A 22,902-nucleotide genomic window follows, 5' to 3' on the forward strand; every position below is an offset into this window, starting at 1 on the left:
CTTGGGTGGGCGGTCCTGCGCTGAACGGGAAAGGAACTTTCACCTCCGATCCGGGCTGGTCGGTTGTGTGGCTAGCGGGGCGGGCCCGGTGATGATCTGTGCGATCAGGGAGAGGTCGGCCTTGGGTTTGCGGTCTTCGGTCAGGAGGCCGTTGCGTTCCTGGACGGTGTCCGCGAGCTGGGTGTAGCAGAATCCGGCCAGGCCGGTGGATCCGTGCACGGCTTCGAGAAGCGCTGCCAGCCGCTCGAGGAGCTGTTCGGGGGAGTCGGTAACCCCATATCCGCTCCAGGTGGTGGGATCGTCCGGTGCGTGGGTGAAGCCACCGAACTCGCTGAGCAGGACCGGGACCGGGACCGCGGTACTAGCGTCGCCGAGAGTGAGTTGCTTTCCCCCTGGCCGGCCGTTCTCCACGGTGTTCTTGACGCGGTCTTCATTGGCGTACCGCTGGTGGATCGTGTCCGGATCGTGCGTGTAGTCGTGAATGCCCAGCAGATCACCGGCCACGTACTCCCAGCCGTCGTTGCCGATCACCGGCCGGGACGGGTCGAGCGCCTTGAGCAGGCGGTAGAGGCCGTGGACCGCGTCGCGCTGCTGCTCGGAGCTCGCGACCTGGGCAACGCCCCAACTCTCGTTGAACGCGACCCACGCGACGACACAGGGATGGCCGGCGTCGCGTTCGACGATCTCCATCCACTCGCGGGTACTGCGAGCCAGTGACCGCCTGCTGTACGAGTAGGTTGCGGCCGAGTCGGCACACACCAGCACGCCCAGGCGGTCACACCAGTACAGGAAGCGCGGGTCTTCAGCCTTCTGGTGCGTCCGAATGCCGTTGAATCCGAGTTGTTTGATCAGCTCGACCTCGGCGCGCAAGGTGTCGGCGCTGGGTGCTGCCAGGTGCGACTGCGGCCAATATCCTTGCGCTAGGGCGAGCCGCAGGTAGTACGGGCGTCCGTTGAGGAGGAAGGAGTGCTGATCGGTGCCGACCGTGCGGAAGCCGAGGTAGCTCTCGACCCTGTCGACTCCGCCCGCACCGTCGACTGTGACAGTGGCATCGCAGAGGGTCGGCTGCTCGGGTGACCACAGCAGGTGATGGGGCTCTGCTTCGAAGCTGTTGTCCTGGATCGTCAGCCGACGGCGGAGCAGGCTGCCGGTCACGGTCCAGGTGTCGTCGACCAGGGTCCGGTCGTTCAGGTGCAGTTGGATCGACACCTTGACCGGCTGGTTGCTGTGTCTGGTCAGCCGTACCTCGACGTCGAAGCTGCCGGGCGGCTCGCTGGGTGTGAAGAGAAGGCTTTCGATGTGGTCTCCCGGGACCTCTTCGAGCCAGACTGGCTGCCAGATGCCGGAGGTGCGCTCGTACCAGATGACGTGTGGCTGTTCCTGCCAGTCCTGCTTGCCGCGGGGTTGCTCGAGGTCGTGAGGATCGTCCCAGGCGCGGACCACCACTACCTGTTCTCCGTCGCCGGTCAGCGAGTCGGTGATGTCCGCAGCGAAGGGAGTCTGGCCGCCTTCGTGACTGACGACGTGCTCGCCATTGACCCAGACATCGGCGCGATAGTCGACGGCGCCGAACCGCAGTACCAGGCGACGGCCGGGCGAGGGAGCGGTCACGTGAAGCACCCGGCGATACCAGAGCACCGGGTGGTAGCCGGTGTCGTGGATGCCGCTGGCAGGCGACTCCGGCGGATACGGCACGGTGATGGTGCGGTCGAAGACGTCTGTACGGCGCTGCCAGTGTTCGGCTAGTCCGACGTCGGAGTCGTCGTGGGCGAACTGCCACTCTCCGGTGAGGTCTTGCCAGTCGGCGCGGGCCAGTAGGGGACGCGGGTGATGGTCTTGCAAGGGCGTCGGCATGGATGCTCCTCGGGAGGGCGGGCTGGTCGGCTGCTAGCCGAGGTGAACTACGGCGAAGGTGTGGGGAGGTGCGTCCTGGAGCGTGACCGTGACGCGGACTTCACCGTGCTCGGCGCCGACGGCGGCGAGTTCCACTGTGGCCGACCTCATCGCGGTGTCGGTGCCGAGCTGAAGTTCCCGACTCGCGGTGGGTCCGTCGAAGCGCACGGCGAGGGACGCCTGGGGGACGGCTGAACCTGCAGCGTCGGTGACTCCGCCGGTGACGGTGACCGATGGGCCGCAGCCGACGAGGTCCGCTGCGATCAACGGGACTGCCTGTGGATCGGACGCGGTGCCGAGGCGGAACGTGGTGGTGGCCTCTTCGAGGTCGGCCCACGCGGAGGTCCGCCGACCCGTGTACTGGTGCCGGACCCGGCGAACCTCGCCGACTGGCGCTGCGCTGTGGGGGTGGTGGACGGAGCCGGTCAGTTCGAGCAGAACGACTCCACCGCGGGGCAGTTCAAACGTCCAATTTCGCTCGACAGCCGCGTGCTCGACCTCACTACCGTCGTGTTCGGCGTCGATCCGGCGTAGCGCGGCAGCGTCATAGTCGCCTTCGCCCGTGTCGAGCTGGATCTGTACCGTCCGCGCTGCTCGGTTCCAGATCGCCACCGCGAACCGGCCGTTCTCGGAACCGGCCAATGCTCCCACTTCGGGCGGTCCGTCGAGGTCCACGACGCAGCGGTCCACCGGCATGTTCTGGTAGAACTCGTAGGCGCTCAGCACAGGCTTGGGTCGCCCGTCGATGGTGACCATTCCCGAGTAGTTGCCGTGTCCGCTGTCGAGGAACTGCGCCCAGCTCACCTTGGTCAGTCCGGGGGCCGCCAGCAAGGTGGCGAAGTCGGCCAGCAGAGCGGCCGCCAGGTGATGCGTGTCCTGTGCGCCGCCGAGCGGATAGTCGACCGGGTAGGAGTTGTACTCGTTGAGGTGCACCTCAACGTCGCCTAGTTCTGGTCGGTTCTCCAGATGCTGCAGAACCTTGTCCAGCGCGGTCTGGATGCTGTGGGTTCCGTAGTGGTGGAACGAGAAGAAGTCCAGCGGCAGGTCCTCGGCCGTTACCAGGTCGAGGAAAGCCGGGATCCAGTGCTCGTTGGCCAGTACCGATGCCAGCGCCGGACCGCCTACTGGCGTGTCCGGATCGGCCTTGCGGATCGCCGACGCGGTGGCCCGGTACAGCGCGAGATAATCGTCGAGGTCACCCCCGAAGAACACCGCTTCGCCGGTTCGTTCGTCGCGCAGGTCAGGTTCGTTGTAGACCTCGTGGTACCCGACTGTGACACCGCGCTCGTACGCGCCTTCGACGTAGGCGCTGATCATGTCGACCCAGCCGCCGTCGTCGTCCGCCAGATCCCGCCAGTCGCCGCCCCGAGGCTGGTAGGGCGACGGGATATAGCAGTACGACCAGTAGGGGCGAATGCCGAGATCGTTGAGGAAGGCACCGATCTCGTCGAGCTCGGAGAAGTCATAGGCGAAGCCGTCGCGCGACGGTTCGCTGATCGGGCGCTCGTAGCCGATCCAGTCCGCGCCCCAGCCGATGTCGATGCGCACCGACTCCGGCTGTGCGGCCCGCAACGCCGCGGCGTCGCGATGATAGGTCGCCGCGTGCACGATGCCACTGTTGAAGACGGCGAACTTGGACTTGGAAAGGGGGTGGTCGGCGCGACTGGCCGGGTGCACCCGGATGGTCGCGATAGTGGCAGGTGTCTTCAAGGAAGATTCCCCTTCTCAGTTGGCAACGCCGCTGAAGGCGATACCGCGAACGACCCAGCGCTGCACGAAGATGTAACCGACGACGATCGGCAGGGAGACGAGAGTGACTCCGGCCATGATTTCGCCGTACTGGCTGTTGTAGCGGCCGACCAGGCTCTGCAGTGCCTGGGTGAGTACCCACTGGCTCTGGTCCTGTAGGTAGATGGAGTTGACGAAGAAGCTGTTCCACAACTGGACGAAGGTCAGCAGCCCCATGGCCAGATAGGCCGGTCCGGCCAGCGGCGCCATCACCGCGAAGAAGGTGCGCCAGCGTCCCGCCCCATCGACCGCCGCCGCGTCTTCCAGCTCCTGCGGCAGGGTGAGGAAGAACTGGCGGAAGAAGAAGGTGGGCAAGGCGCTGCCGAACAGCATCGGCACGATGATCGGTAGCGGAGTGTCGATCCACCCCAGGTTGCGGAAGATCACGTACTGCGGAATGAGGGTCACCTGGGCCGGCACCATCAAGGTCAACAGGATCACCATCAGCAGCGCCCGCTGCCCCGGAAACGTGAAGCGGGCCAGGGCATAGCCGGCCAGGGAGCTGGACAGCAAGGTTCCGGCCGTACCCACGACGGCGATCAGGACGGTATTGCCGACATAGCGCCCGAAATCAGGCAAAATGGCCAGCAGGTTGGCGTAATGGTCGAACGTGATCGGGTGAGGGATCAACTGGTCGGCGTCGAACATGTGCGCGTCGGTGCGCAGCGACATCGAGACAGCCCACAGCACCGGCAGGATGTAGAGGATCACCAGCACGGTCATCGCGGTGTGATAGACGCCTGCCTTCGCCCGCTTGCGGGCTACCGGTTTGCCGCCGCCGGTCGGAGCCCGGTCCGGAGTTGGTACGACGTGAGCGATGGGCTCGGTCACGGTCATCCCCGGCCGCCTTTCGTCGAGGTGGTTTCGCCGGCGTAGAAGACCCAGCGCTTGCTGAAGGCCCACTGCCCAAGAGTGAGCAGGAATGTGAGCAGCGCGAGCACCCATGCGATGGCTGCGGCATACCCCAGGCCGGACAGACGCTCGTTGTAGTTGAACATCTGGTTGTACATGTAGAGCACCACCGTGCGAGTGGAGTCCTCGGGGCCACCGGCCGCCGCGATGCCGCCGCCTGAGGCCGTCATGGCCACCACCGGGTCGAACAGCTGCAGCGCACCGATCAGTGAGGTGACCATCAAGAACAGCACTGTCGGCGAGATCATCGGCAGCAACACGTGCCGGAATCGCTGCCAGGCATTGGCGCCGTCGATCTTCGCGGCCTCTGGCAACGCATCCGGAACGCCGTGCAGGGCGGCGATGTACAGCGTCATGCCGTATCCAAGGCCCTGCCAGGTGGTGACCAGTGCGATCGAGGCCATCGCCGTTCGGGGGTCGAGTAACCACTCAGGGCCGGTGAGCCCGAACACCTCGAAGGCGCCGTTGATCGGCCCTGACTCGGTGTTGAACATCCACCGCCACACGATGCCGACCGCGATCTGCGACAACACGTAGGGCAGGAACAGCAGAGCGCGGTACGCCGCCACTCCGCGACGCGGCCGGTAGGCGACCAGGGCAGCCAGCAAGGAGAACAGCAGGAAGCTGGTCGTCCCGGTCAGGATGAACTTGACGGTGTTCCACAGCACCTTCGGGATCCGCTCGTCGTCGGTCAGGTGAGCCCAGTTGTCCCAGCCGATCCAGGTAGGTGCGGGTGCGACCAGGTCCCAGTGCGTGAAGGAGTAGTAGAGCGACACCCCGAGTGGGAGCCCGATGAAAGCAACCAGCCCGAAGAGTTGTGGCAGGAGGAACAGCAGGGCGGTGCCCGCCTCGCGGCGGCGGGGATTGTGGCGCCGCCGCGTGTCAGGTGACGTCTGCATCAGATCGACCTCATGCCTGCTCAGGATCCGAGGATCTTTTCGACCTTGGCGCAGGTGCCCTTCAAAGCTTCGGCCGCGGTCTTCTTGTTCGTGATGAGGCTCGTCAGCGCCGGCCCGATGCCGTCCTGGCCGAGGACGGTCCCGAGCTGACCGGTCGGGTCGATGTTGGTTCGCGCCAGCGGCCACTTGGCCGGGTCCAGTTGGGCTTCCTTCAAATGTGCAGGCTCACCAGGCGCCTGCAAGAAGGCCGCACCGCTGGCCACGTCCTTGTACGCCGGGATGAGGCCCATCTGCTTGCCGGCGCCCTCAGTGGCCATGTACTTCACGAACTTCCAGGCGTTGTCCACATTCGGGGATTTGGCGTACGCGGCCCAACTGTGGACCTGAAGGAGAGTGGAGTTACCCGCGGGTCCCTTGGGCAGCGCGGCCATGTCGTACTGGAGTTTCGGGTTCTGCTGCGCCGCAATTGTGACCTGCTCGTGCGATCCCTGCTGCATGGCGACGTGACCCTGGATCCAGCGCAGGTAGCCAGGTGTCTGCTGTTCCTGCTGCGGCGTCACTGCCGAGTGGTCCTTCCACATCATGTCCTGCAGCAACTGCATTGCCTCGATCGTGCCGGCCTTCTCGATCTCGCACTGGTCGCGTTTGTCGTCGCCGAGCAGACCCCCACCGTGCGCCCACAAGACAGGGGAGTAACCCGGCTCCGACGGGATCGCGATGCGGTTGTAATAGCCCCACTGGACGATCTTCTTCGGGTCGAAGTTCGGGCTCTCGGCATTGTTGCCGGCGGCATCCAAGGTCAGCTTTCGCGACCAGGCCCGTAGCTCCTGGTAGGTGTAGTCGCCGTTGGCAGCCGGCTCTTTGAGGCCTGCCTTCGCGAACATCGCCTTGTTGTAGAACAGAGACTGGACGTTGTAGCCCATCGGCAGTGCGTAGTAGCGGCCGTCCTTGGCGGCCTTGTCCGACTCGATCACGACCGGGACGAAATCCGAGGTCTTTACGCTGTCGGCGCCCATCTTGTCGGTCAGGTCGGCCAGCACGCCGTCGTTGGCCATCTCGTTGAGGTTCCAGCTGCCCGTGACGAGCACGTCGGACATGGTCTTGCCGGCGATCAGGGTCTTGCAGGCCGCGTAGTCGGCACCGCAGTCGGTCTTGTTGAATTTCAGCTTGATCGACGGGTTGGCCTGCTCGAATCCCTTCGCGGCCGCCTTGATGCTGTCGATGTCCTCGTTCACACCCCACACCGAGATGCTCAACGTGTCGGACTTGTCACCGCCCGACGGACTCGTGTTGGAGCACGCTGTCACGGCGAGGAGCGCCGAAACCGCCAGATAGGCCGGCAGGCGCCGTCCAGTAAATGTCATCGATTCCTCCAGGGATCTGCCGCCTGATCTGACAAGATTCGCGGCCTTCGGTGATTTTTACCACGTGGCCTGCCACGTGGTAAAGACTATGATCGAGGTTTCCAGAACCCGAGGGTAAGAACCAGGAGCAGTCGATGACGGTCACTCAGGCGCACGTGGCAGCGCGGGCAGGCGTCGCTCGCAAAACCGTGTCGAACGTCATCAACGACTATCCCCACGTCAGCGACGACGTTCGCGCCCGTGTGCTGCAGGCGATCGAGGAGCTCGATTACCGCCCGAACCACGCCGCCCGCAGCCTTCGAAGCGGCCGTAGCCGCATCATCGGGTTGGCTGTGCCCGAACTCGACGTCTCCTACTTCTCCGAGCTGGCCCGGTTGGTGGTCGAGGTCGCGCAGACGCGTGGTCTCACGGTGATGATCATGCAGACATTCGGTGACCGGGACCGCGAACTCGCGGTCGTCAACGGCACCTACAGCCAGTTCGTCGAAGGCCTGATCTACAGTCCGGTCGCCCTTGGCAGCCACGACCTGGAGCAGCGACGGGACAAAACGCCGATCGTGCTCCTCGGTGAACGCTCCAGTCAGGGCCTGGTGGACCACGTAGGGATCGACAACGTCGCCGCTGCCCGGGTCGCGACCACCCATCTGGTCGAACTCGGCCGTCGCCGTATCGCCTTCATCGGTACCCAGCGTCGGCCGACCTCAGAGATCGCTCGCCTTCGCACCACGGGCTACCGCGAGGCGCTGGCCGCCGCCGGGTTGCAGGCGGAACCCCGGCTGACCGTCCCGACTGTCGGCTACCATCGCAAGGACGGGATGATGGCGATGCAGAAGGTGCTCGAGGGGCCCGGCTTGCCCCCCGACGCGGTTTTCTGCGCCACGGACCTACTCGCCCAAGGCGCCATCCGGGTACTGCTCCGCGCTGGCCTGCGGGTCCCTGACGATGTCGCCGTAGTCGGCTTCGACGACATCGATGAAGGCAACTACAGCACTCCTACCCTCACCACCATTTCCCCCGACAAACGTCAAATCGCCGAGCACGCCGTCGCCCGCCTCCTCGCTCGGGCCCACAGCAAGACCGACCTCGAGGCCGACGACACCGTTACCAACTTCTCGTTGATCGTCAGGGAAAGCACCGTGGGGCCGACGGATCGCCAACCGTAGCGCGAAGCCTCCACACCGCGGAGCGAAGTGCCGAAATCACTGGCGGGCAACGGCCTGGGCCGTTGCCATCTTGACCTCGAAGTCGCGGAGGGCTCGGTGTCGGCGTACGGGTGGTCCGGTTGAACGCTGGCCCGGGCAACGGGCAGCAGTTGTACGAGCAAGACTTTCTTGACTGCCACCCCACCCCGATCGGCACCTGAGCGGCGGCACGAGGTGCTGTGGTTGGCAGCCCGAAGGCTCAGGCATCGAAGTTCGCGAGCCGCTCCAACTGAGCGTCGCGCCTGCGCAGTGCCAACGCGGCGCTGCGGGTCGCCCGGTCCAGCGCTCGTTCGAGCCGCGCTGCGTGGTCTTGAGTTGTTGCCGGGCCTGGTCCAGTTCTTCGACTAGGCGGTGTTGGTGCCCTGAAGGTACAAGTCACCTCAGTGATGGCACGCTGACCTGGTGACAGCACCACGAGATGGATCACCGTAGCGTCGAGGTCCGGCCGTGGTTCTGGGTCATCGGCCTCGTTCGAAGGTATAGCTTCGCTCCACCCGCGCGATCTGGACTTCGTAGGCAGCCAACCATCGCGAGCGGCCCTGACGCTGGGCTTGCCGATGAAGCGGGTCATCCCGCCACTTCCTGATCGAGACCGCGTCGGTGAAATAGAGCAGCGATACCGCCCCGCCCTGGGCGTCGGTCGATCTTTCGCTGCCTAGGTAGCCGGGATGGTGGGCCACCGATTCGTTCAACCTGGCATCCATGGCGGCGTACGCGTCGGCGTCGTCGCCTGTGTCCGAGACGGTGAAGATCGCGACGTAGTACGGCGGTTGCGGCTTGTTCAAGGCAGCCCTTCCCGTGATTTCGAGGGGTATTCGGATCCAGCCCTCACATGAATGCGGCCGCGATCGTTCCAGGAACGGTGGGGAAACGCCCACCCGTCTGGAGGTTCGTGTGAAGCGAGTGATTGAGCCACGTGTTTTCTACTTCGGCACCCCGGTGGTCCTGATCAGTACCCTCAACGAGGACGGGACCGCCAATCTAGCGCCGATGTCGTCGGCATGGTGGCTGAGCGGCTCTGCGATGCTCGGTCTCGACCAGACCTCACAGACAACGCTCAACCTGTTGCGACACGGTCAGTGTGTGCTCAATCTTGTGGACTCGACTATGGCGCCGGTGGTGAATCGGCTGGCCCTACTGACCGGAACGCCTCGCGTTCCGCAGCACAAGGCACAGAAGGGATACACATTCGAGGCGCAGAAGTTCAAGGCAGCTGGTTTGACGCCTGTCGCTTCCGATCTGGTGGACGTCCCACGGGCCGCGGAGTGCCCGATCCAGCTGGAGGCGGCCGTGCTTGCCTCGCATTCGTTCGGGGGTGCTGACAGCGGAGTGACGGCCTTCGAGGTCGGGATCGTCCGGACGCACATCGAAGAGGACCTCGTCGTTCCCGGACGACCTAACTACATCGATCCACTCCGCTGGGATCCCCTGATCATGAAGTTCACCGAGCTCTTCGGCGGCGGTTCGCCGACCGGCGAATCGGCATTGGCCCGCGGCTGGGACATGCCACCCCTCATCCGCGCCGCCGAGCCCGCTGGAACCGCCTGACGTCCTGCGTCCAACGCTCATCGGTAAGCACTCGAACCCCGCCCCCCAGCCTTGCCGGTGATCCTCGACAACGACGCAACCTGCGCAGCGTTGGGCGAGTACTGGACGACCCAGCGCAAGGAGCCGGCGCCTGCCTCGGCGACCGTATTCATGGCGGACGGACGCGGCAGCCCTGGGCGCAGCCGCAATGATGCTGCAACAGGAGCTGACCCCCCCACTCAGTCAAAAGCTCCCTCCGTCGGCTACCTGCGACCCCGCTTCGCTAGCCGACCTGATCGGCGTTCTGTCGGCTGGTCTTGGCGAAACCGCTGTGATAGCCCCACCAGCGCGGGCGCCGAGGGAAGTCGCTCATCGCCGGCGCAGCAGAGGGACGGTCACCACGACGTTGAGGACCGCGGTGAACCACGGCCCGACGGCAAGGACGATGTTGCCGTCGGCGAGACCGACGAAGCCGTCTAGCCCCTGCACGACGATCATCGCCGTCGCGGCTACCAGCAGCGCCGTACGCGAGCGCAGCCACAGCGCCACTGTGACGGCGAGGACGAGCGCGGCGCTTCGCGCGAGCGCGTAGCCCTCGGCGGTCACGCCGTCCGACCGGTCGACGAACGCCTCGATCGCGAACCCGAGGCTCACCGAGGCGCTGACCAGGGTGACGGCCCGCGCACAGTAGCCACGCACGCGACGTCGCACCTCCCGGGGTGCTCACTGTGTCCGGCAGCAAGGGTTCTCTGGTCATCAATGTTCCTCTCGGTTGCCGACGATGCAGCGCACTTTGCCGACGGAGCGTTCGATGGGCGAGAACTCCGAGGTCCGCGGCAGCATTTTCGATTTGCGTCGCGAAGTGCGGTTCGACGCTGACGTGGCCCGCGCCTATCCTTCTGCGTGCTTGACCACGAGGTCGTGGCCGCGCTTCATGTAGCGCCGTACGGCGTCGGCAGCAGCCTCGGAGTCACCGGCGTCGAGCGCGTCGACGATGGCGAGCCGCTCTTCCCGCAGCGGCGCCGCGATTCTCCTCCAGACCTCGGGCGAGCGCTCGGCGGAACGCTTGGCGGTGGTGATCTGGGCCTCGATCAGGTGGTTGGCGACGGCGATGAGCAGCTTGTTGCGCGAGATCCCTACCAGGCCGGTGAGGAAGCCGCGCAGCGAGGCTGCGAACTCGTCGTTCGTCATGCTCGCGCGGAACGACTCTGCCGCTGCGCGCAGGACACCGAACTCCTCAGGATCCGGATCGCGCAGCGCGATCTCGACGGCCTTGAGATAGATGACTTCCGAGAACTCAAAGATGCTCGGCAGGTCGACCTTCTCGAGCTCGATCACGGCGTTGAGTGCGGAGGACATGAGCGAGGTGGACTCGGCGGTGACGAAGGTGCCTGCCCCGTGACGGGCCTCGACCAGGCTCATCGCGCTGAGTGCGCGCACCGCTTCACGGATCGTCGGAGAGCTGACGTCGTAGTGCGACGCGAGCTCCTTCTCCGATGGGAGCCGGGTGCCCTTCTCGAGATCGCCGGACAGGATTTTCGTACGGAGGTCATTGATCACCTGGTCCGCGGCGCTCGTGCGGTCTCTGCGGTAGGTGCTTCCCCCCAGAACGTCGGTCATCGTGCCCGCTCTCTCAGACATTTGTACACTTGGTCACTTGAAGAATATCGGCGAGCGGGCCGCATTCGCACCGACGACCCGCCGCCGCAGCTCAGTCCTCGCCGGGTTCGGCCACGAGCCCCGCGGCCTCGGCCCCGGCGAGGGCGCACGCTTCGTCGGCATCGGGGTGGTGCCCGCTGACCCCGATCGCCCCGAGAAGTACGCCTGCACCGTCGCGGACGAGCACGCCACCGGGAACAGGGACGAGCTCTCCGTCCGCCAATGAGGTGACTGCCCCGATGAAGGCGGGGTGGGCCGCGGCTTTTCCGGCCAGCGATCGGCTGCCGACACCCAGGTTGAGTGCGCCACGGGCTTTGCCGCGCGCGATGCGCTCCCGCAGCAGGCTGGAGTCGTCTTCGCGGGCAAACGCGACCAGTTGGCCGGCGGCGTCCAGCACCGCCACTGTCATCGGAGGAAACCTCGCCGCGCGGGCATGCGCGAGCACGCCGTCGACGACCGTTCGCGCGGCTGACAGCGCGATCATCGGTCCCCACTGCCCTCGGAGAACGACACGCCGTCGATCCCTCCGACCGGGTCGGTGTACAGCCGGATCACCAGCCCTTCGGGCGAGGCGAAGTCCACCGCCGCACCGATCCTCGCCGTACGGATCGGCGAACGAGCGACCCGGTTGTCGTCGAGGTGCGCCACCCATCCGTCCAGCGCCGTACGGTCGGCAACCCCGTATGTCACCGGGCTGTACCCGGCCACCTCGGTCGCCATCGACGGGTCGAGACGCAACTGCAACATAGGACCGCCTCCGGGGAGCTGGAGGATCACCGCGAACAAGGCCCCCGACTCGTCGTGGTGGTCGAACCGTTCGATCCGCGAGGCCCGCAGCACCGTCTCGTACCAGCGGACGCTCGCCTCGATGTCCGTGACCGGCACGAGGACATGGTGGACGCGGGTCAGCGTGAGGTTGGTGGTCATCCCAGACCCTCAGCGACCTGGAGCGACTTTGGGGACGGCGTCGAGCATCGTGCCGACCAGCAGGCATGGCTCGTCAGACCTGTTGCTCCATCCGTGGTTGGTGCCGCGGATGATGACGGTGTCACCCGGCTTCATCAGTACCTCCTCGACGTCGGTTACGAGGTAGATCTCCCCGATCACGCAGGTGATGCAGTCGAGCGTGTCCGTCCGGTGCATCGTGGGGTGGCGGGCGCTGTCCTCGGCGGTCGCCTCGATCGGGTGACCGATCTGCTCGTTGAGCTCGTTGAAGACCTTCAGGTGCGTGTCCGCGTCGCTGTGGTCCGGCGGGATCTCCAGCGCGCGGCAGAGCATCCCGTTCGCGAACGGTTCGCGGGTCTTCACGTCGAGGGAACGGTCCCCCTCGATTGTGTTGTCGGCGGGCGTCTCCTGGGTTCCCCACAGCGTGGCGCGCCAGTAGAACCCCTCCCTGGACTGGACGTTGGTCTGCTCGGTGTCCAGGACGGCGGACTTCCCGTCTTCGTTCGGCCCGACCACGATGCGCTTCCAGCGTGATGCCATCTCTGCTACTCCTGTATCTCGTTGATTTCCGGGGACGAGGTCGCAATCCGAGGTGGACACCTGCGGCCCGGGGTACGGATCAGCGACCCGGGAAGCCGCTCGCGGGTGCGGGCGGACGCGTCAGTGCCGACCCTGCGACAGCCTTGTCGAGTGCCGCGACGGTGTCCTCGCACCAGCTGCGGAACGCCATCACGTCGAGGCCGAGGCAGAAGACCGTGACGCCGTCCTCGATCGCCTTCGCGCACGCCTCGGTCGTCGGCTCCAGGACCGGGCCACCCATCACGGCGACACCGTGCTCCTTCGCTACGGCAAGCACCGTACGGTAGGCATCCTGGACCTTCGGGCTGGCGAGCATCGCGGTGCCTTCGCCCATCGCGTACGCGAGGTCGCCGGCGCCGAACGTGATCATCCGGACGGCCTCGTGGGCACAGATCTCCTCGATGTTCGCGACCCCGTCGGGGTGCTCGATGAGGGGGATGATCATCGTGTTGGCGTTGTTCCACGCGGCGTACTCGGGGAAGGTGCTGAACGAGTAGCCGCCCGCACGGACCGCCGGGCAGATGCCCCGCTTGCCGGCCGGCGGAAACAGCGCGGCATGAAGCACGGTGTCCACGTCGGCAGCCGACTTCACCATGGGGACGATCAGCCCCTGCGCACCTGCCTCGAGCGAGCGTCGGATGGCTGTCTCGTCGTGCGCCTCCGGGATCCTCACGATCGGCACCAGGCCGACGCCGTCGGCGGCGCGTACGGCATCCTCGATCGCCCGCGGGTTCGTCCCGCTGTGCTCGGTGTCGAGCATGACGAAGTCGAAGCCGGTGCGGCCCATCACCTCGATGAGCGTGTGGTTGCCGGTGAAGCACTGGATGCCGAGGGGGACTACCCCGGTCTCGATCTTGGTGAGCAGCGGGTTGGGTGCGAACACGTCAGTTGTCCTCTCCTGAGCTGGTCGCGTCCGAGCGCTGCGCCCGGATCAGCGCGGTGACGGGGCTGATCTGGAGCGGCTTGCTGGTCGTGACGTCGTCGATGATCGTGAAGTGCGGGTTGTCGGTGTCGTACGCGGGCCAGGCGGTGCCGTCGAGGTGGCTCGGCACACCGGTGCGGGCGAACTCGGTCCAGGCGGTCTGGACTGCGTCGTGGACCGCGAGGTCGACGTCGTCGTAGTAGCCCTCGGGGACGAGGCGCCCGAAGACATACGGGTTCTCGGCTGCGTGGAACGCTCGGGTCCCGTCCTTCTCGGCGCCGGGGGACACGCGCGCGAAACGGTAGTAGTACAAGGTACGGCCGAGCGCGTCGAAGCGGTCGAGTGTCGCCAGCGCCGGCTCGTGCCACACCGCCGCGGTGTAAACCTCCGCGATGGCCTCGTACGGGGTGAGTCCGCGGCCCGTCAGCTCCTTCACGATGTCGTCGGCGGCGTCGCCACCGAGGGCGCGTGCCATGTTCACCAACGTGTCGTGCGTGTAGGCGTCCTCGGGCCGGACCTCCGGGTGGGCGTAGAGCGCGTCCGGCCGGATGAACATCCGCGACTCGTCCTCGGTGCACCCGAACATGACCGGCACGTCCTCGGGCCATCCCTCGAACCCGGGGGTGATGACGTCGCCGTCGACGACGGGATACCAGACGAGGTTCGCGGGCGTGTGGACCTGCCCCTGGGGCGGGAAGATCCCGCTGTTGGCCAGCGATGCCACCCGGACTGGCTCGGGCTCGATCACGCGCATCTCGTCGACCGTGTCGCAGCCGAGCGCTGACTTCATCCGCTGGGTCGCGGCGCGTGCTCGCTCGTAGGAGGGTGAGCCCGCGACGGCGTAGTCCTCGAAGCCCGCGCTTTGGATGATCGCGCGGTGGAACAGCCCCCGCGCCGATGGTGTGGAGAGCAGCGCGCGGGTCGCGGCGCCGCCGGCGGACTGCCCGAAGATCGTCACGCAGCCCGGGTCGCCGCCGAACGCTTCGATGGTGGACCTGACCCACTCGAGCCCGAGGACCCAGTCGGACACGCCGAAGTTCGCGCCGACCTCGGGGTCGGTGAGGAACCCGAAGGCACCGAGCCGGTACTCGACCGAGACGACCGTGATGCCGCGCTGCGACAGCGAGGTGCCGTCGTACAGCGGCATCGACGCGGCCCCGTTGAGGAAGCCGCCGCCGTGGATCCAGAACATCACCGGCTGTTTTGCGGACGGATCGAGGTTGGTCGTCCAGACGTTGAGGTAGAGGCAGTCCTCGCTCTGACCACCCTTCGGCGTGTGCTCGGTGAGTGCGGTCTGGATCGGGCCGGGCCCGAACGTGGACGCCTCCCGGACGCCCTCCCACGCGGTCGGGGGCTGTGCGTGCTTCCAGCGCAGATCGCCCACAGGCGGCGCCGCGAACGGGATACCGAGGAACCGGTGGACGTCGCCGTCCTGGACACCGCGCACGGTGCCGAGCTGCGTTCGTACGTCGGTCATGAGAGAACACCTTCCTTCTCGGGTGCCGTGGGCATGGCGACGGCGAGGGCTTCGATCACGGTCATGCGTTGGCTTCCCGGATCAGGCGGAGCACTCGGGTACGAAGCGCGACGAACTCCGGCAGAGCCTTCGTCGCGAGCTGGTCGCGGTTGGGACCCAGATCGACGGTGATCTCTTCACGGACTCGGGTCGGGGAGCCCGACAGCACCACCACCCGGTCGCCGAGGTACACGGCCTCGTCGATGTCGTGGGTGACGAGCACGATCGTCATGCCGAAGGCGTCGCGCACGCTCAGGACGAGATCCTCGAGATCAGCACGGGTCTGGGCGTCAACGGAAGCGAACGGCTCGTCCATGAGTAGGGCTCTCGGCTCGTACGCGAGCGCACGGGCGATCGCGACCCGCTGTTGCATGCCGCCCGACAGCTGCCACGGGTACTTCGTCCCGGTTCCGTCGAGTCCGACGGCGATGAGCGCGGCTTGTGCCGTGGCGATCCGCTCGGTCTTCGGCATGCCCTTGGAGCGCAGCGGCAGCATCACGTTGCGCTCCACCGACATCCAGGGCATCAATGACCGGCTGTAGTCCTGGAAGACGACGGCGATCTCCGCCGGCGGCCGGTCGACAACGCGCCCTTGCACCTGGACCGTGCCGGCAGTCGGTGGCATCAGGCCAGACATGCAGCGTAGGAGCGTGGTCTTCCCAGCTCCCGAGGGGCCGACGAGGCAGACGAACTCGCCGGTCGCCACATCGAGGTCGACGTCGTCGAGGACGAACTGATCCCCTGTACGGGTCCGGTAGCTCTTGCGCAGTCCTTGCACCGACAGGATCGGTGTGTTGCCAGGTGCCGTCGAGCTCGGCTGTGTACTGGTCTCGATCACGGCTGTTCTCCTCATCCCTGTGTCCCAGTCATGCCGCGGTGCCAGCCGAGCACGACGCGCTCGAAGCCGCGGAAGGCGACGTTGAGCACGTAGCCGAGGACTCCAAGCAGGACCATCGATGCCCACATGCCCGTGATGTCGAACGACCGCTGCGCGTGTAGCAGTTGGTAGCCGATCCCATGGGTGGCCCCGACCATCTCGCTGACGACCACCATCACGACGGCAACGGAGACCGACGTCCGCAGGCCGGCGACGATCTGTGGGCTCGCGGCCGGGATGATGAGCCGGAAGGTCCGATCGGTCCAGCCGATGCGATAGCTGCGAGCGGCGTCGCCGACGAGCGGATCGATTCCGCGGACACCGTCGACGGTGTTGAGCAGGATCGGCCACACTGCCGCCGAGGCGATCGTGACGACCTGCATCGTCGGCCCGATCCCGAGGACGAGCAATGCTGCGGGTATGAGCGCCAGGCCCGGCACCGCCCGTAGCGTCTCGAGCAGCGGGTTCATCGCGGCCGCCAGCGGTGGAATCAGACCGAGCACGACACCGAGCGAGATGCCGGCGACGACGGCCAACCCATAGCCGACGCCGAGGTGCCACAGGCTCGGCACGGCATCGGAGACGAAGTTCGACCCGAACCAGACATCCCACAACGTCGCGACGATCTCGGACAGCGGCGGGAAGTAAAGCGACGTCGACCCCGACGAGGCGACCCACCACACGGCGACGGTGAGGACAGGGACAGCGAGCTCGATCGCGCTGTTGCCTGCCCGACGACCGATGGTCGTCACGCTGTTCGATGTGCTGCGTGCCATGACAGGGCTCTCCTCTCGAGTCGCATCATCAGGAGGTTGAGGACGACGCCCAGGGCGGTCGCGGCGACGACGTAGGCGTACATCGTCGGGATCGTGGCGTACTGGGTCTGCGCGATCGCGATCTTCGAGCCGATCCCGGGCACACCGCCGAGAAGCTCGGTGCCGATCGTGAGCAGCAGGCTCATCGTGGCGGCGATCCGGATCCCGGTCGCGATGAACGGTGCCGCGCTCGGGACGACGAGGTCGAAGACCACCTCGTGGCGGCGCAAGCAGTACGCCTGGGCGACGTCCTTCGCCACCGGATCCACCTGATGCACGCCGTACATGGTCTGCAGGAGCAGCGGCCAGACCGAGCCGAACACGATCACGAGCAGGGCGGTCTGCTGCGTGGCACCGTAGACCAGCAGCGCCAGCGGCAGCAGCACGATCGGCGGGATCGTCCGCAGGAAGTCGATCGCCACCCGGAACAACCTGTAGAGCAGATCGCTGCCACCGAGGACCAGCCCGACCGGGATCGCGATCGCGATCGACACCAGGAGCCCGGTCACCCAGGTACGGACGGTGCTCCCGAGGGTCGACCAGAACTCCGCGGTCCCGAGCATGTTCCACAAGGCGTCGGCGACCGCCGTCGGTGGCGCCACCGCCCGGCGGGAAAGCAGCCCGCGATGGACGACAAACTGCCAGACGACAATGAGCGCGATGAAGGAGAACGCGGAGCCGGCCAGCCGCCACGCACGGGTGCGGTCCACCCGGCGACGGGCATCGCCGTCTGGCCGACCCCGGGCCATGACCTTCTCGTCCGCAAACACGGTGCTCATGAAGCGACGAGCACCGTGTCGAGGTCGATCGGCTTCGGAATGACCTTGTATTGGACCATTAGGTCGACGACCGTCTGAAGCCGGTCGCGCTGGATCGTCGTCGGAGCGAACTGGGGAAGGGCCATCGTCTTCGCCAGCTCCGGGCTGATCTTGGCGGTCGCCTTCTCCACCACGATCTTGCGGACGCGCTCGGGGTCGTGAGCAAGCTCGTCGTTGGCCTTCTCGGCAGCCGCGGCGAACCGCTCGACGACCTCGGGGTTCTTCTCGGCGTATTGCTTGGACGTGACCCACACGATCAGCGGCGCGGACGGCATCGCCTCAGCGGTCGGAGCGATGATCGGATCGAGCCCCTCTGCCTGCCCCTCGGACCGGCTGGTGACCGCGGCCGCGAGGGTCCCATCGGCCACAGCCCCCGTCAGCGAGTTCGGGGGCATCTCCACGAACTCGACCTTCGTGGAATCCCCACCGAGCTTGTCGATTGCCGCCGCGGCGGCAAGCTGCGCGGCACCACCGATTCCGTTCACCCCGACCTTCTTGCCCTTCAGGTCGGCGGCCGCTTTCAGGCCACTGCCGGGCTTGACCAGAATGGCCGTGCTGTCCTGGTCTGCCGTCGCACCGGTCGAGGTCACCGACCCGACGAACACCAGCGGTACACCCTTGGAGATCGCGGTGAGCGCGCCGACCGCATCCGCCTGACTGAACTTCAGCTGGCCGTTGAGCACCAACGGGACCGCGACCGAGCCAGAAGTTACGTTCTGCCGCGTGACGTCGAAACCCGCATCGCTGAACTGGGCCGTCTCGAGTGGCGCGACGAACGGTCCCGCTCCGACGCCGACCGTCAGTTTGGTCGGACCACCACTCCCCTCTGCCTCCGACGAGTCGGATCCACAGCCCGCGACCGCGACCGTGGCGGCCACAACGAGCCACACCCAAATCATTCGACCCTTACCCATCGGGCACCCCTGTCTAGTGACGGTGACCGCATCCGAACGTGATATCGCAGGTGATCTCATGTCATGTGGTCACCAAGAGACTTGCTGACTTGCGATGGCCTGTCAAGGACAGGGAGAAGGTCATTTCAGAGATATCGATCCCGCCGGCGGTGCAGTACCGGCCAACAGGCCGCTGATCGGGGACGAGTGCACGCTCCAAATCCACCACCGCAATCCTGACCGTGGCGTGTGGCCCTCAAAGCCGACGTATCCAAGGCGCGTGAGCAGGCCGGCTCCGCGACACCTGGTTCGACGCGACGGTCCGCCACTCGGTGGATCGCACGGGTCTCGACGGGTCGAGGAATTCCTACGCCGGCGTCGTGGAGTGGTCTCGTGAGGGGCGGTGGACCGCGGCCGGTCCCGCCGCGTGGACTAGGTGTGATGTCCAGGACCGCGTCGTCAAAGGGCTCAGGCGGTCGAAAGTGAGCTCATACAGCCCTCAGCAGCTATCAAACGAGTCCAGTGCGCGCGCTGGCAATGACGGCGAAATCTGAAGTCGTTGTCTGCGGAGGATGTCCCCTGATGCGCCTGGCGCCTCTTCGATTCGGTCAGTGGACGTAGAGGCTGCGCTGTTCGGTGTAGAAGTGCAGCGATTCGGTTCCTCCGAGCCGGCCCATCCCGGAGGCGCCTATCCCGCCGAATGGCACGTGGGGCTCATCACCGACGGACGGTCCGTTGACATGGACCGCTCCGGTGCGAAGGCGCTGTGCGACCGCGTACGCCTGATCGCGATCGGCGGACATGACGCTGGCGATGAGGCCTTCCTCGAGCGAGTTCGCCAGCTCTACAGCCTGGTCGTCGGAATCGAACGGGAGCACCTCCACGATGGGAAGGAACCCTTCCTCGGTGGCGAAGCGGCACGCGGTCGGCACTTCGGTCAGTATTGTCGGGCGGGCGTGGCGGCCGTCGATGTCGCCCCCGGCCATCACCGTCGCTCCCGCGGATCGCGCGTCGGTGATCAGCTCTGCGAACCGGCGTGCGGCGGAATCGTTGATCACGGGGCCGATGTCGGTAGCGGGGTCGCGTGGATCGCCGACCATCATGCTGTCGGCGATGGTGGTCAGTCGTTCGACGGTCTCGTCGAATCGGGACCGGTGGACGAGGATGCGGTCGGTGCACATGCAGACCTGACCTGAGTTGACGAACGAGGAGAACGCCAACGCCGGCGTCCACCGCTCGAGATCGGCGTCGTGTCTCACCACCGTCGCGTTTTTGCCACCGAGTTCCATGATTGCGGGGGTCAATGCTGCGCCGGCCTGAGCTGCGATCGCTCGGCCTACGGGTGTCGATCCGATGAATGCGACTCGTCGGATGTGAGGCGATTGGATGAGAGCGGTGATCACCTGGCGCCCGTCGCCTGGACGGGTCGTCACGACTGATACGACATCCTTCGGTACGCCGGCGCGGTGGAGTGCGTCGGCGAGGATCATGCCGGCTGCGATCGGCGACTCTTCGCTGGGGCGGATCACCACGGCGTTACCGACCGCGAGGGAGATCGCGCTTGATCTGGCACTGAGGATGACGGGGGCGTTCCGCGGCACGATCGACAGAGTGACGCCGGCCGGGATGCGCAGGGAGTGGTTGACGACGTTCGGGTCTGACGACGGGAGGAGTTCACCGATGGGTGAACTCGTGAGCGCGGCGGCCTCGCGGAGCGTCGCTGCCGCCTCGTGGACGTTCATCTCGGCCCACGGTCTTGTCGCGCCGATCTCGAGCGCGAGCGTCTGGACGTGGTCCCCGAGGTGTGCTTCCAGGTCGTCCGCGGCGGCGAGCAGGATTCGTCTGCGCTCGGAGTACGGCAGCGCCGCCCAGTTGGGTTGTGCGACGGCGGCTGCTTGGGCGATGTCCAGAGCTTGCGACGGCGTCATAGCGGGGAATTCGTTCAGCGCGTTCCCTGTGACCGGGGAGATGTCGGGGAACGTCGTCGCGTTCGCCTGTGCTTGTTGCCGGCGGTTCACTGCGGGCCTTTCGCTATGACGAGGACAGGTTTGATCGCGACCCCACGCGCGGCGTCCTCGGCGGCGCGGTTGATCTCCGAGAACGGGTACCGCCGTGCGAGGCGGTCGAAGGGGAAACGGCCTGCGCGATGGAGGGCGATCAACTGAGGGATGAAGCGTTCAGGCTCGCTGTCGCCGAGAGTCACTCCGACGATCCGTCGCCCAGGTAGCTGCGCGTTGACGTTGAACGATGCTCGTGAGCCTGCGGGCGGCGCACCGATGACGAAGCAGCTGCCGCCGATGGCAAGGGATTCGATCGCCATTTCGAGCACGCCGACGTTGCCCGTCGTTTCGATCGCAGCATCAACGCCTCGCCCTTGCGTGATCTTTCGCAGTTCTTCGGTGGTGTCCGCCTGCTCGGCGTTGATGGAGTGGGTCGCGCCCAGCTCGAGGGCCAGCTCGAGGCGCTCCGCGACGCGGTCGACCACGATCACGACGCCCACCGACAGAGCAGCGGCGGCCATCACGGCGGCGAGTCCGACGGCGCCCGCGCCGGTGACGACCATGACTGTGTCGGATGTCGGGCGAAGAACATTGATCACCGCGCCTGCACCCGTCTGCACACCGCACCCCAGCGGCGCGAAGCGGATGAGGTCGTCGTCGGTGGTGTCGGGTTCGAGGAGGACGAGGCTGCGTTCGTCCACGATCGCCTGATGGGCGAACGACGACTGTCCGAAGAAATGCCCGCTCAGTTCCGTGCCATCCGGACGCCGAATGGTCGAGCTGCCGTCGGCCCGGCGTCCGCCGAGTAGGTTCCAGGGCAGGTGAGAGTCGCAATAAGCCGGATGACCGCCGCGGCACGCCGTACAACGGCCGCATGACGTGAACGACATCAGCACCGGGTCTCCCGGTCGGACGCGGTGGACTTCGGATCCGACGGCGGACACTCTGCCTGCGCCCTCGTGGCCGAGAACACCCGGCGTGGGGAAGGGGATGGTGCCGTGGCCCGCACTGATGTCCGTGTGGCACATGCCGACCGCTACGACATCGACGAGTACCTCGTCGGGGCGAAGGTCGTCGAGTTCCACCTCCTCGAGCGTGAATGGCTCACCGGCTCCGTGCGCCACCGCCGCGAGGGTCGTGGTGGTCATCGGGCCGCGGTCCCGGTCGCTGGCGCAGCGAGACGTTTGAGTTTGACCACCGGGAGCCTGAAGTTGATGGAGGCGGCCGCGACCGGTTGCCCGTCGTGGTGCCATCGCAGAACCGCTGATCCGCTCGCGGGATCGCCGTCGATGATCTCCGGCTGCCCCGCCAGCGGCAATTCGCCGGCGATCTTGAGGTCGATGCCGAACTGCTCTGTCCAGAAGTAGTGGTCGGGCTGATAGGGAGGTACTGCCGGATCTAGGAGCACCGCGGCGGCCGCCCGTCCTTGAGTGACCGCGTTGCTCCAGTGGGGAGTACGCCGGAAGACTCCGGGCTTGACTTCGCGCGACGTGACATCGCCGGCGCCTGCAACCCGGGGAGCGGCGAGGCAGCGGGCATCGACGACCAAGCCACCGGCGATGTGAAGTCCCGAGTCTGCGAGCCATTCCACGTTCGGGAGGTCTCCTGCCGCGCACACGACGACGTCGGCTTCGAGCTTCCTGCCGTCGCGGAAGGCGACCCCTGAGATGGGATTGCCGAGTAGTTCCACGTCTCCCGGCGTGATGTGGAAGCGGATGCCTGCCTCGTCGGCCGTCTTGATCAGGTAGTCGGAAAGCCACTGTCCAAGAAGGCGCCGCAGCGGAGGTTCCCGATCGACGAGGGTCACGTCGAGCCCCCGCGAGCGGAGCGTGGATCCAACTTCCATCCCGAGGAAACCGGCGCCGACGACAATCGCGCTTCGGGCCATCGGAATTCGTGCGGCGATGGCTGCTGCGTCGTCGAGTGTGCGTATGACATGCTCCCCGGCTTGACCCTTGCGTGCCAACCTCCGGGCCCGCGCGCCGGTGGCGATGATCACACCGTCGTACGGCATCACGACACCGTCGGCGAGCTGCACGGACCGACCCTCGACATCCAACGACGTGGCGGCCGAACCGAGCACCAGGTTCACGTCATCAGGCAGAGCGGCAAGAGTGGCGCTTTCGAGTGTCTCGGTACCGGCGAGCACGCCCTTGGACAGCGGTACGCGTGAATAGGGTTGCGGGGCTTCCTCGCCGATGAGCGAGATGTCTCCCGCGAACCCTCCCGATCGCAGAGCACCGGCCGCGGTTGCGCCGGCGATCGATGAGCCGACAACAACCAGGTGTGTCAC

22 protein-coding genes are annotated in these 22,902 nt (G+C 66.3%); 2 read left to right on the forward strand and 20 right to left on the reverse strand.

The features are described from left to right. Positions 1–39: 39 nt before the first annotated feature. Genes F1D05_RS29810 through F1D05_RS29830 form a run of 5 tightly spaced genes read right to left on the reverse strand, consistent with a single transcriptional unit; the run spans position 40 to position 6,856 of the window. Positions 40–1,854 (reverse strand): glycoside hydrolase family 2 protein, encoded by a 1,815-nt coding sequence (locus F1D05_RS29810; protein WP_185443726.1) that lies wholly within the window; start codon positions 1,852–1,854, stop codon positions 40–42. A 33-nt stretch (positions 1,855–1,887) separates the two neighbouring features. Then, positions 1,888–3,603, reverse strand: coding sequence for a GH39 family glycosyl hydrolase (locus F1D05_RS29815; protein WP_185443727.1), 1,716 nt, complete (start codon positions 3,601–3,603; stop codon positions 1,888–1,890). Between the two features lie 15 nt (positions 3,604–3,618). Next, positions 3,619–4,518 carry a carbohydrate ABC transporter permease gene (locus F1D05_RS29820; RefSeq protein ID WP_185443728.1) on the reverse strand — a complete coding sequence of 300 codons (900 nt, stop codon included), beginning with the start codon at positions 4,516–4,518 and terminating at the stop codon, positions 3,619–3,621. Further along, complete coding sequence (locus F1D05_RS29825) at positions 4,515–5,492, reverse strand: carbohydrate ABC transporter permease (RefSeq protein ID WP_185443729.1); 978 nt, start codon at positions 5,490–5,492, stop codon at positions 4,515–4,517. The genes F1D05_RS29820 and F1D05_RS29825 overlap by 4 nt, the downstream gene beginning before the upstream one ends. A 20-nt stretch (positions 5,493–5,512) precedes the next feature. Continuing rightward, positions 5,513–6,856 (reverse strand): ABC transporter substrate-binding protein, encoded by a 1,344-nt coding sequence (locus F1D05_RS29830; RefSeq protein ID WP_185443730.1) that lies wholly within the window; start codon positions 6,854–6,856, stop codon positions 5,513–5,515. Between the two features lie 134 nt (positions 6,857–6,990). Between F1D05_RS29830 and F1D05_RS29835 the strand changes: the two genes are divergently transcribed. Further along, positions 6,991–8,019, forward strand: a complete 1,029-nt coding sequence (locus F1D05_RS29835) for a LacI family DNA-binding transcriptional regulator (RefSeq protein WP_185443731.1) — start codon at positions 6,991–6,993, stop codon at positions 8,017–8,019. Positions 8,020–8,516: 497 nt separating this feature from the next. Here the strand turns inward: F1D05_RS29835 and F1D05_RS29840 are convergent, their stop codons facing one another. Continuing rightward, positions 8,517–8,843 carry an antibiotic biosynthesis monooxygenase family protein gene (locus F1D05_RS29840; protein WP_185443732.1) on the reverse strand — a complete coding sequence of 109 codons (327 nt, stop codon included), beginning with the start codon at positions 8,841–8,843 and terminating at the stop codon, positions 8,517–8,519. A gap of 109 nt (positions 8,844–8,952) precedes the next feature. On the opposite strand from F1D05_RS29840, the gene F1D05_RS29845 reads away from it, so the two are divergent. Next, positions 8,953–9,606, forward strand: a complete 654-nt coding sequence (locus F1D05_RS29845; protein ID WP_185443733.1) for a flavin reductase family protein — start codon at positions 8,953–8,955, stop codon at positions 9,604–9,606. Between the two features lie 348 nt (positions 9,607–9,954). Here F1D05_RS29845 and F1D05_RS29850 read toward each other — a convergent pair whose 3' ends face one another. The 14 genes from F1D05_RS29850 to F1D05_RS29915 form a co-directional block, all read right to left on the reverse strand. After that, a complete protein-coding gene (locus F1D05_RS29850) occupies positions 9,955–10,284 on the reverse strand; it encodes a hypothetical protein (RefSeq protein ID WP_185443734.1) in 330 nt (109 codons plus the stop codon). A gap of 192 nt (positions 10,285–10,476) precedes the next feature. After that, the gene (locus F1D05_RS29855; RefSeq protein WP_185443735.1) at positions 10,477–11,205 is read right to left on the reverse strand and encodes a FadR/GntR family transcriptional regulator; all 729 of its coding nucleotides are present in this window, start codon (positions 11,203–11,205) and stop codon (positions 10,477–10,479) included. A 91-nt stretch (positions 11,206–11,296) separates the two neighbouring features. Next, entirely contained in the window at positions 11,297–11,728 is a 432-nt protein-coding gene (locus F1D05_RS29860) for a GlcG/HbpS family heme-binding protein (protein WP_185443736.1), read from the reverse strand. Beyond that, complete coding sequence (locus tag F1D05_RS29865) at positions 11,725–12,171, reverse strand: VOC family protein (protein ID WP_185443737.1); 447 nt, start codon at positions 12,169–12,171, stop codon at positions 11,725–11,727. Before F1D05_RS29865 ends, F1D05_RS29860 begins: the two co-directional genes overlap by 4 nt. Before the next feature lie 9 nt (positions 12,172–12,180). Next, on the reverse strand, positions 12,181–12,729 hold the full coding sequence (locus F1D05_RS29870) for a cupin domain-containing protein (protein WP_185443738.1): 549 nt from the start codon (positions 12,727–12,729) through the stop codon (positions 12,181–12,183). A 79-nt stretch (positions 12,730–12,808) separates the two neighbouring features. Beyond that, complete coding sequence (locus F1D05_RS29875) at positions 12,809–13,651, reverse strand: HpcH/HpaI aldolase family protein (protein WP_185443739.1); 843 nt, start codon at positions 13,649–13,651, stop codon at positions 12,809–12,811. 1 nt (position 13,652) lies between these two features. Beyond that, the gene (locus F1D05_RS29880) at positions 13,653–15,167 is read right to left on the reverse strand and encodes a carboxylesterase/lipase family protein (RefSeq protein WP_185443740.1); all 1,515 of its coding nucleotides are present in this window, start codon (positions 15,165–15,167) and stop codon (positions 13,653–13,655) included. 61 nt (positions 15,168–15,228) lie between these two features. Next, on the reverse strand, positions 15,229–16,044 hold the full coding sequence (locus F1D05_RS29885) for an ABC transporter ATP-binding protein (protein ID WP_246486090.1): 816 nt from the start codon (positions 16,042–16,044) through the stop codon (positions 15,229–15,231). 11 nt (positions 16,045–16,055) lie between these two features. Next, the gene (locus F1D05_RS29890) at positions 16,056–16,859 is read right to left on the reverse strand and encodes an ABC transporter permease (RefSeq protein ID WP_185443742.1); all 804 of its coding nucleotides are present in this window, start codon (positions 16,857–16,859) and stop codon (positions 16,056–16,058) included. Further along, positions 16,832–17,677 carry an ABC transporter permease gene (locus F1D05_RS29895; RefSeq protein ID WP_185443743.1) on the reverse strand — a complete coding sequence of 282 codons (846 nt, stop codon included), beginning with the start codon at positions 17,675–17,677 and terminating at the stop codon, positions 16,832–16,834. Before F1D05_RS29895 ends, F1D05_RS29890 begins: the two co-directional genes overlap by 28 nt. Further along, positions 17,674–18,606, reverse strand: coding sequence for an ABC transporter substrate-binding protein (locus tag F1D05_RS29900; RefSeq protein ID WP_185443744.1), 933 nt, complete (start codon positions 18,604–18,606; stop codon positions 17,674–17,676). Before F1D05_RS29900 ends, F1D05_RS29895 begins: the two co-directional genes overlap by 4 nt. A 611-nt stretch (positions 18,607–19,217) precedes the next feature. Continuing rightward, the gene (locus F1D05_RS29905) at positions 19,218–20,627 is read right to left on the reverse strand and encodes an aldehyde dehydrogenase family protein (RefSeq protein WP_185443745.1); all 1,410 of its coding nucleotides are present in this window, start codon (positions 20,625–20,627) and stop codon (positions 19,218–19,220) included. Then, positions 20,624–21,862 carry an NAD(P)-dependent alcohol dehydrogenase gene (locus F1D05_RS29910; RefSeq protein ID WP_343066540.1) on the reverse strand — a complete coding sequence of 413 codons (1,239 nt, stop codon included), beginning with the start codon at positions 21,860–21,862 and terminating at the stop codon, positions 20,624–20,626. Before F1D05_RS29910 ends, F1D05_RS29905 begins: the two co-directional genes overlap by 4 nt. Then, positions 21,754–22,902 carry an NAD(P)/FAD-dependent oxidoreductase gene (locus tag F1D05_RS29915; RefSeq protein ID WP_185443747.1) on the reverse strand — a complete coding sequence of 383 codons (1,149 nt, stop codon included), beginning with the start codon at positions 22,900–22,902 and terminating at the stop codon, positions 21,754–21,756. Before F1D05_RS29915 ends, F1D05_RS29910 begins: the two co-directional genes overlap by 109 nt.

Origin of the sequence: Kribbella qitaiheensis, from assembly GCF_014217565.1 — a bacterium.
Lineage (GTDB): Bacteria > Actinomycetota > Actinomycetes > Propionibacteriales > Kribbellaceae > Kribbella > Kribbella qitaiheensis_A.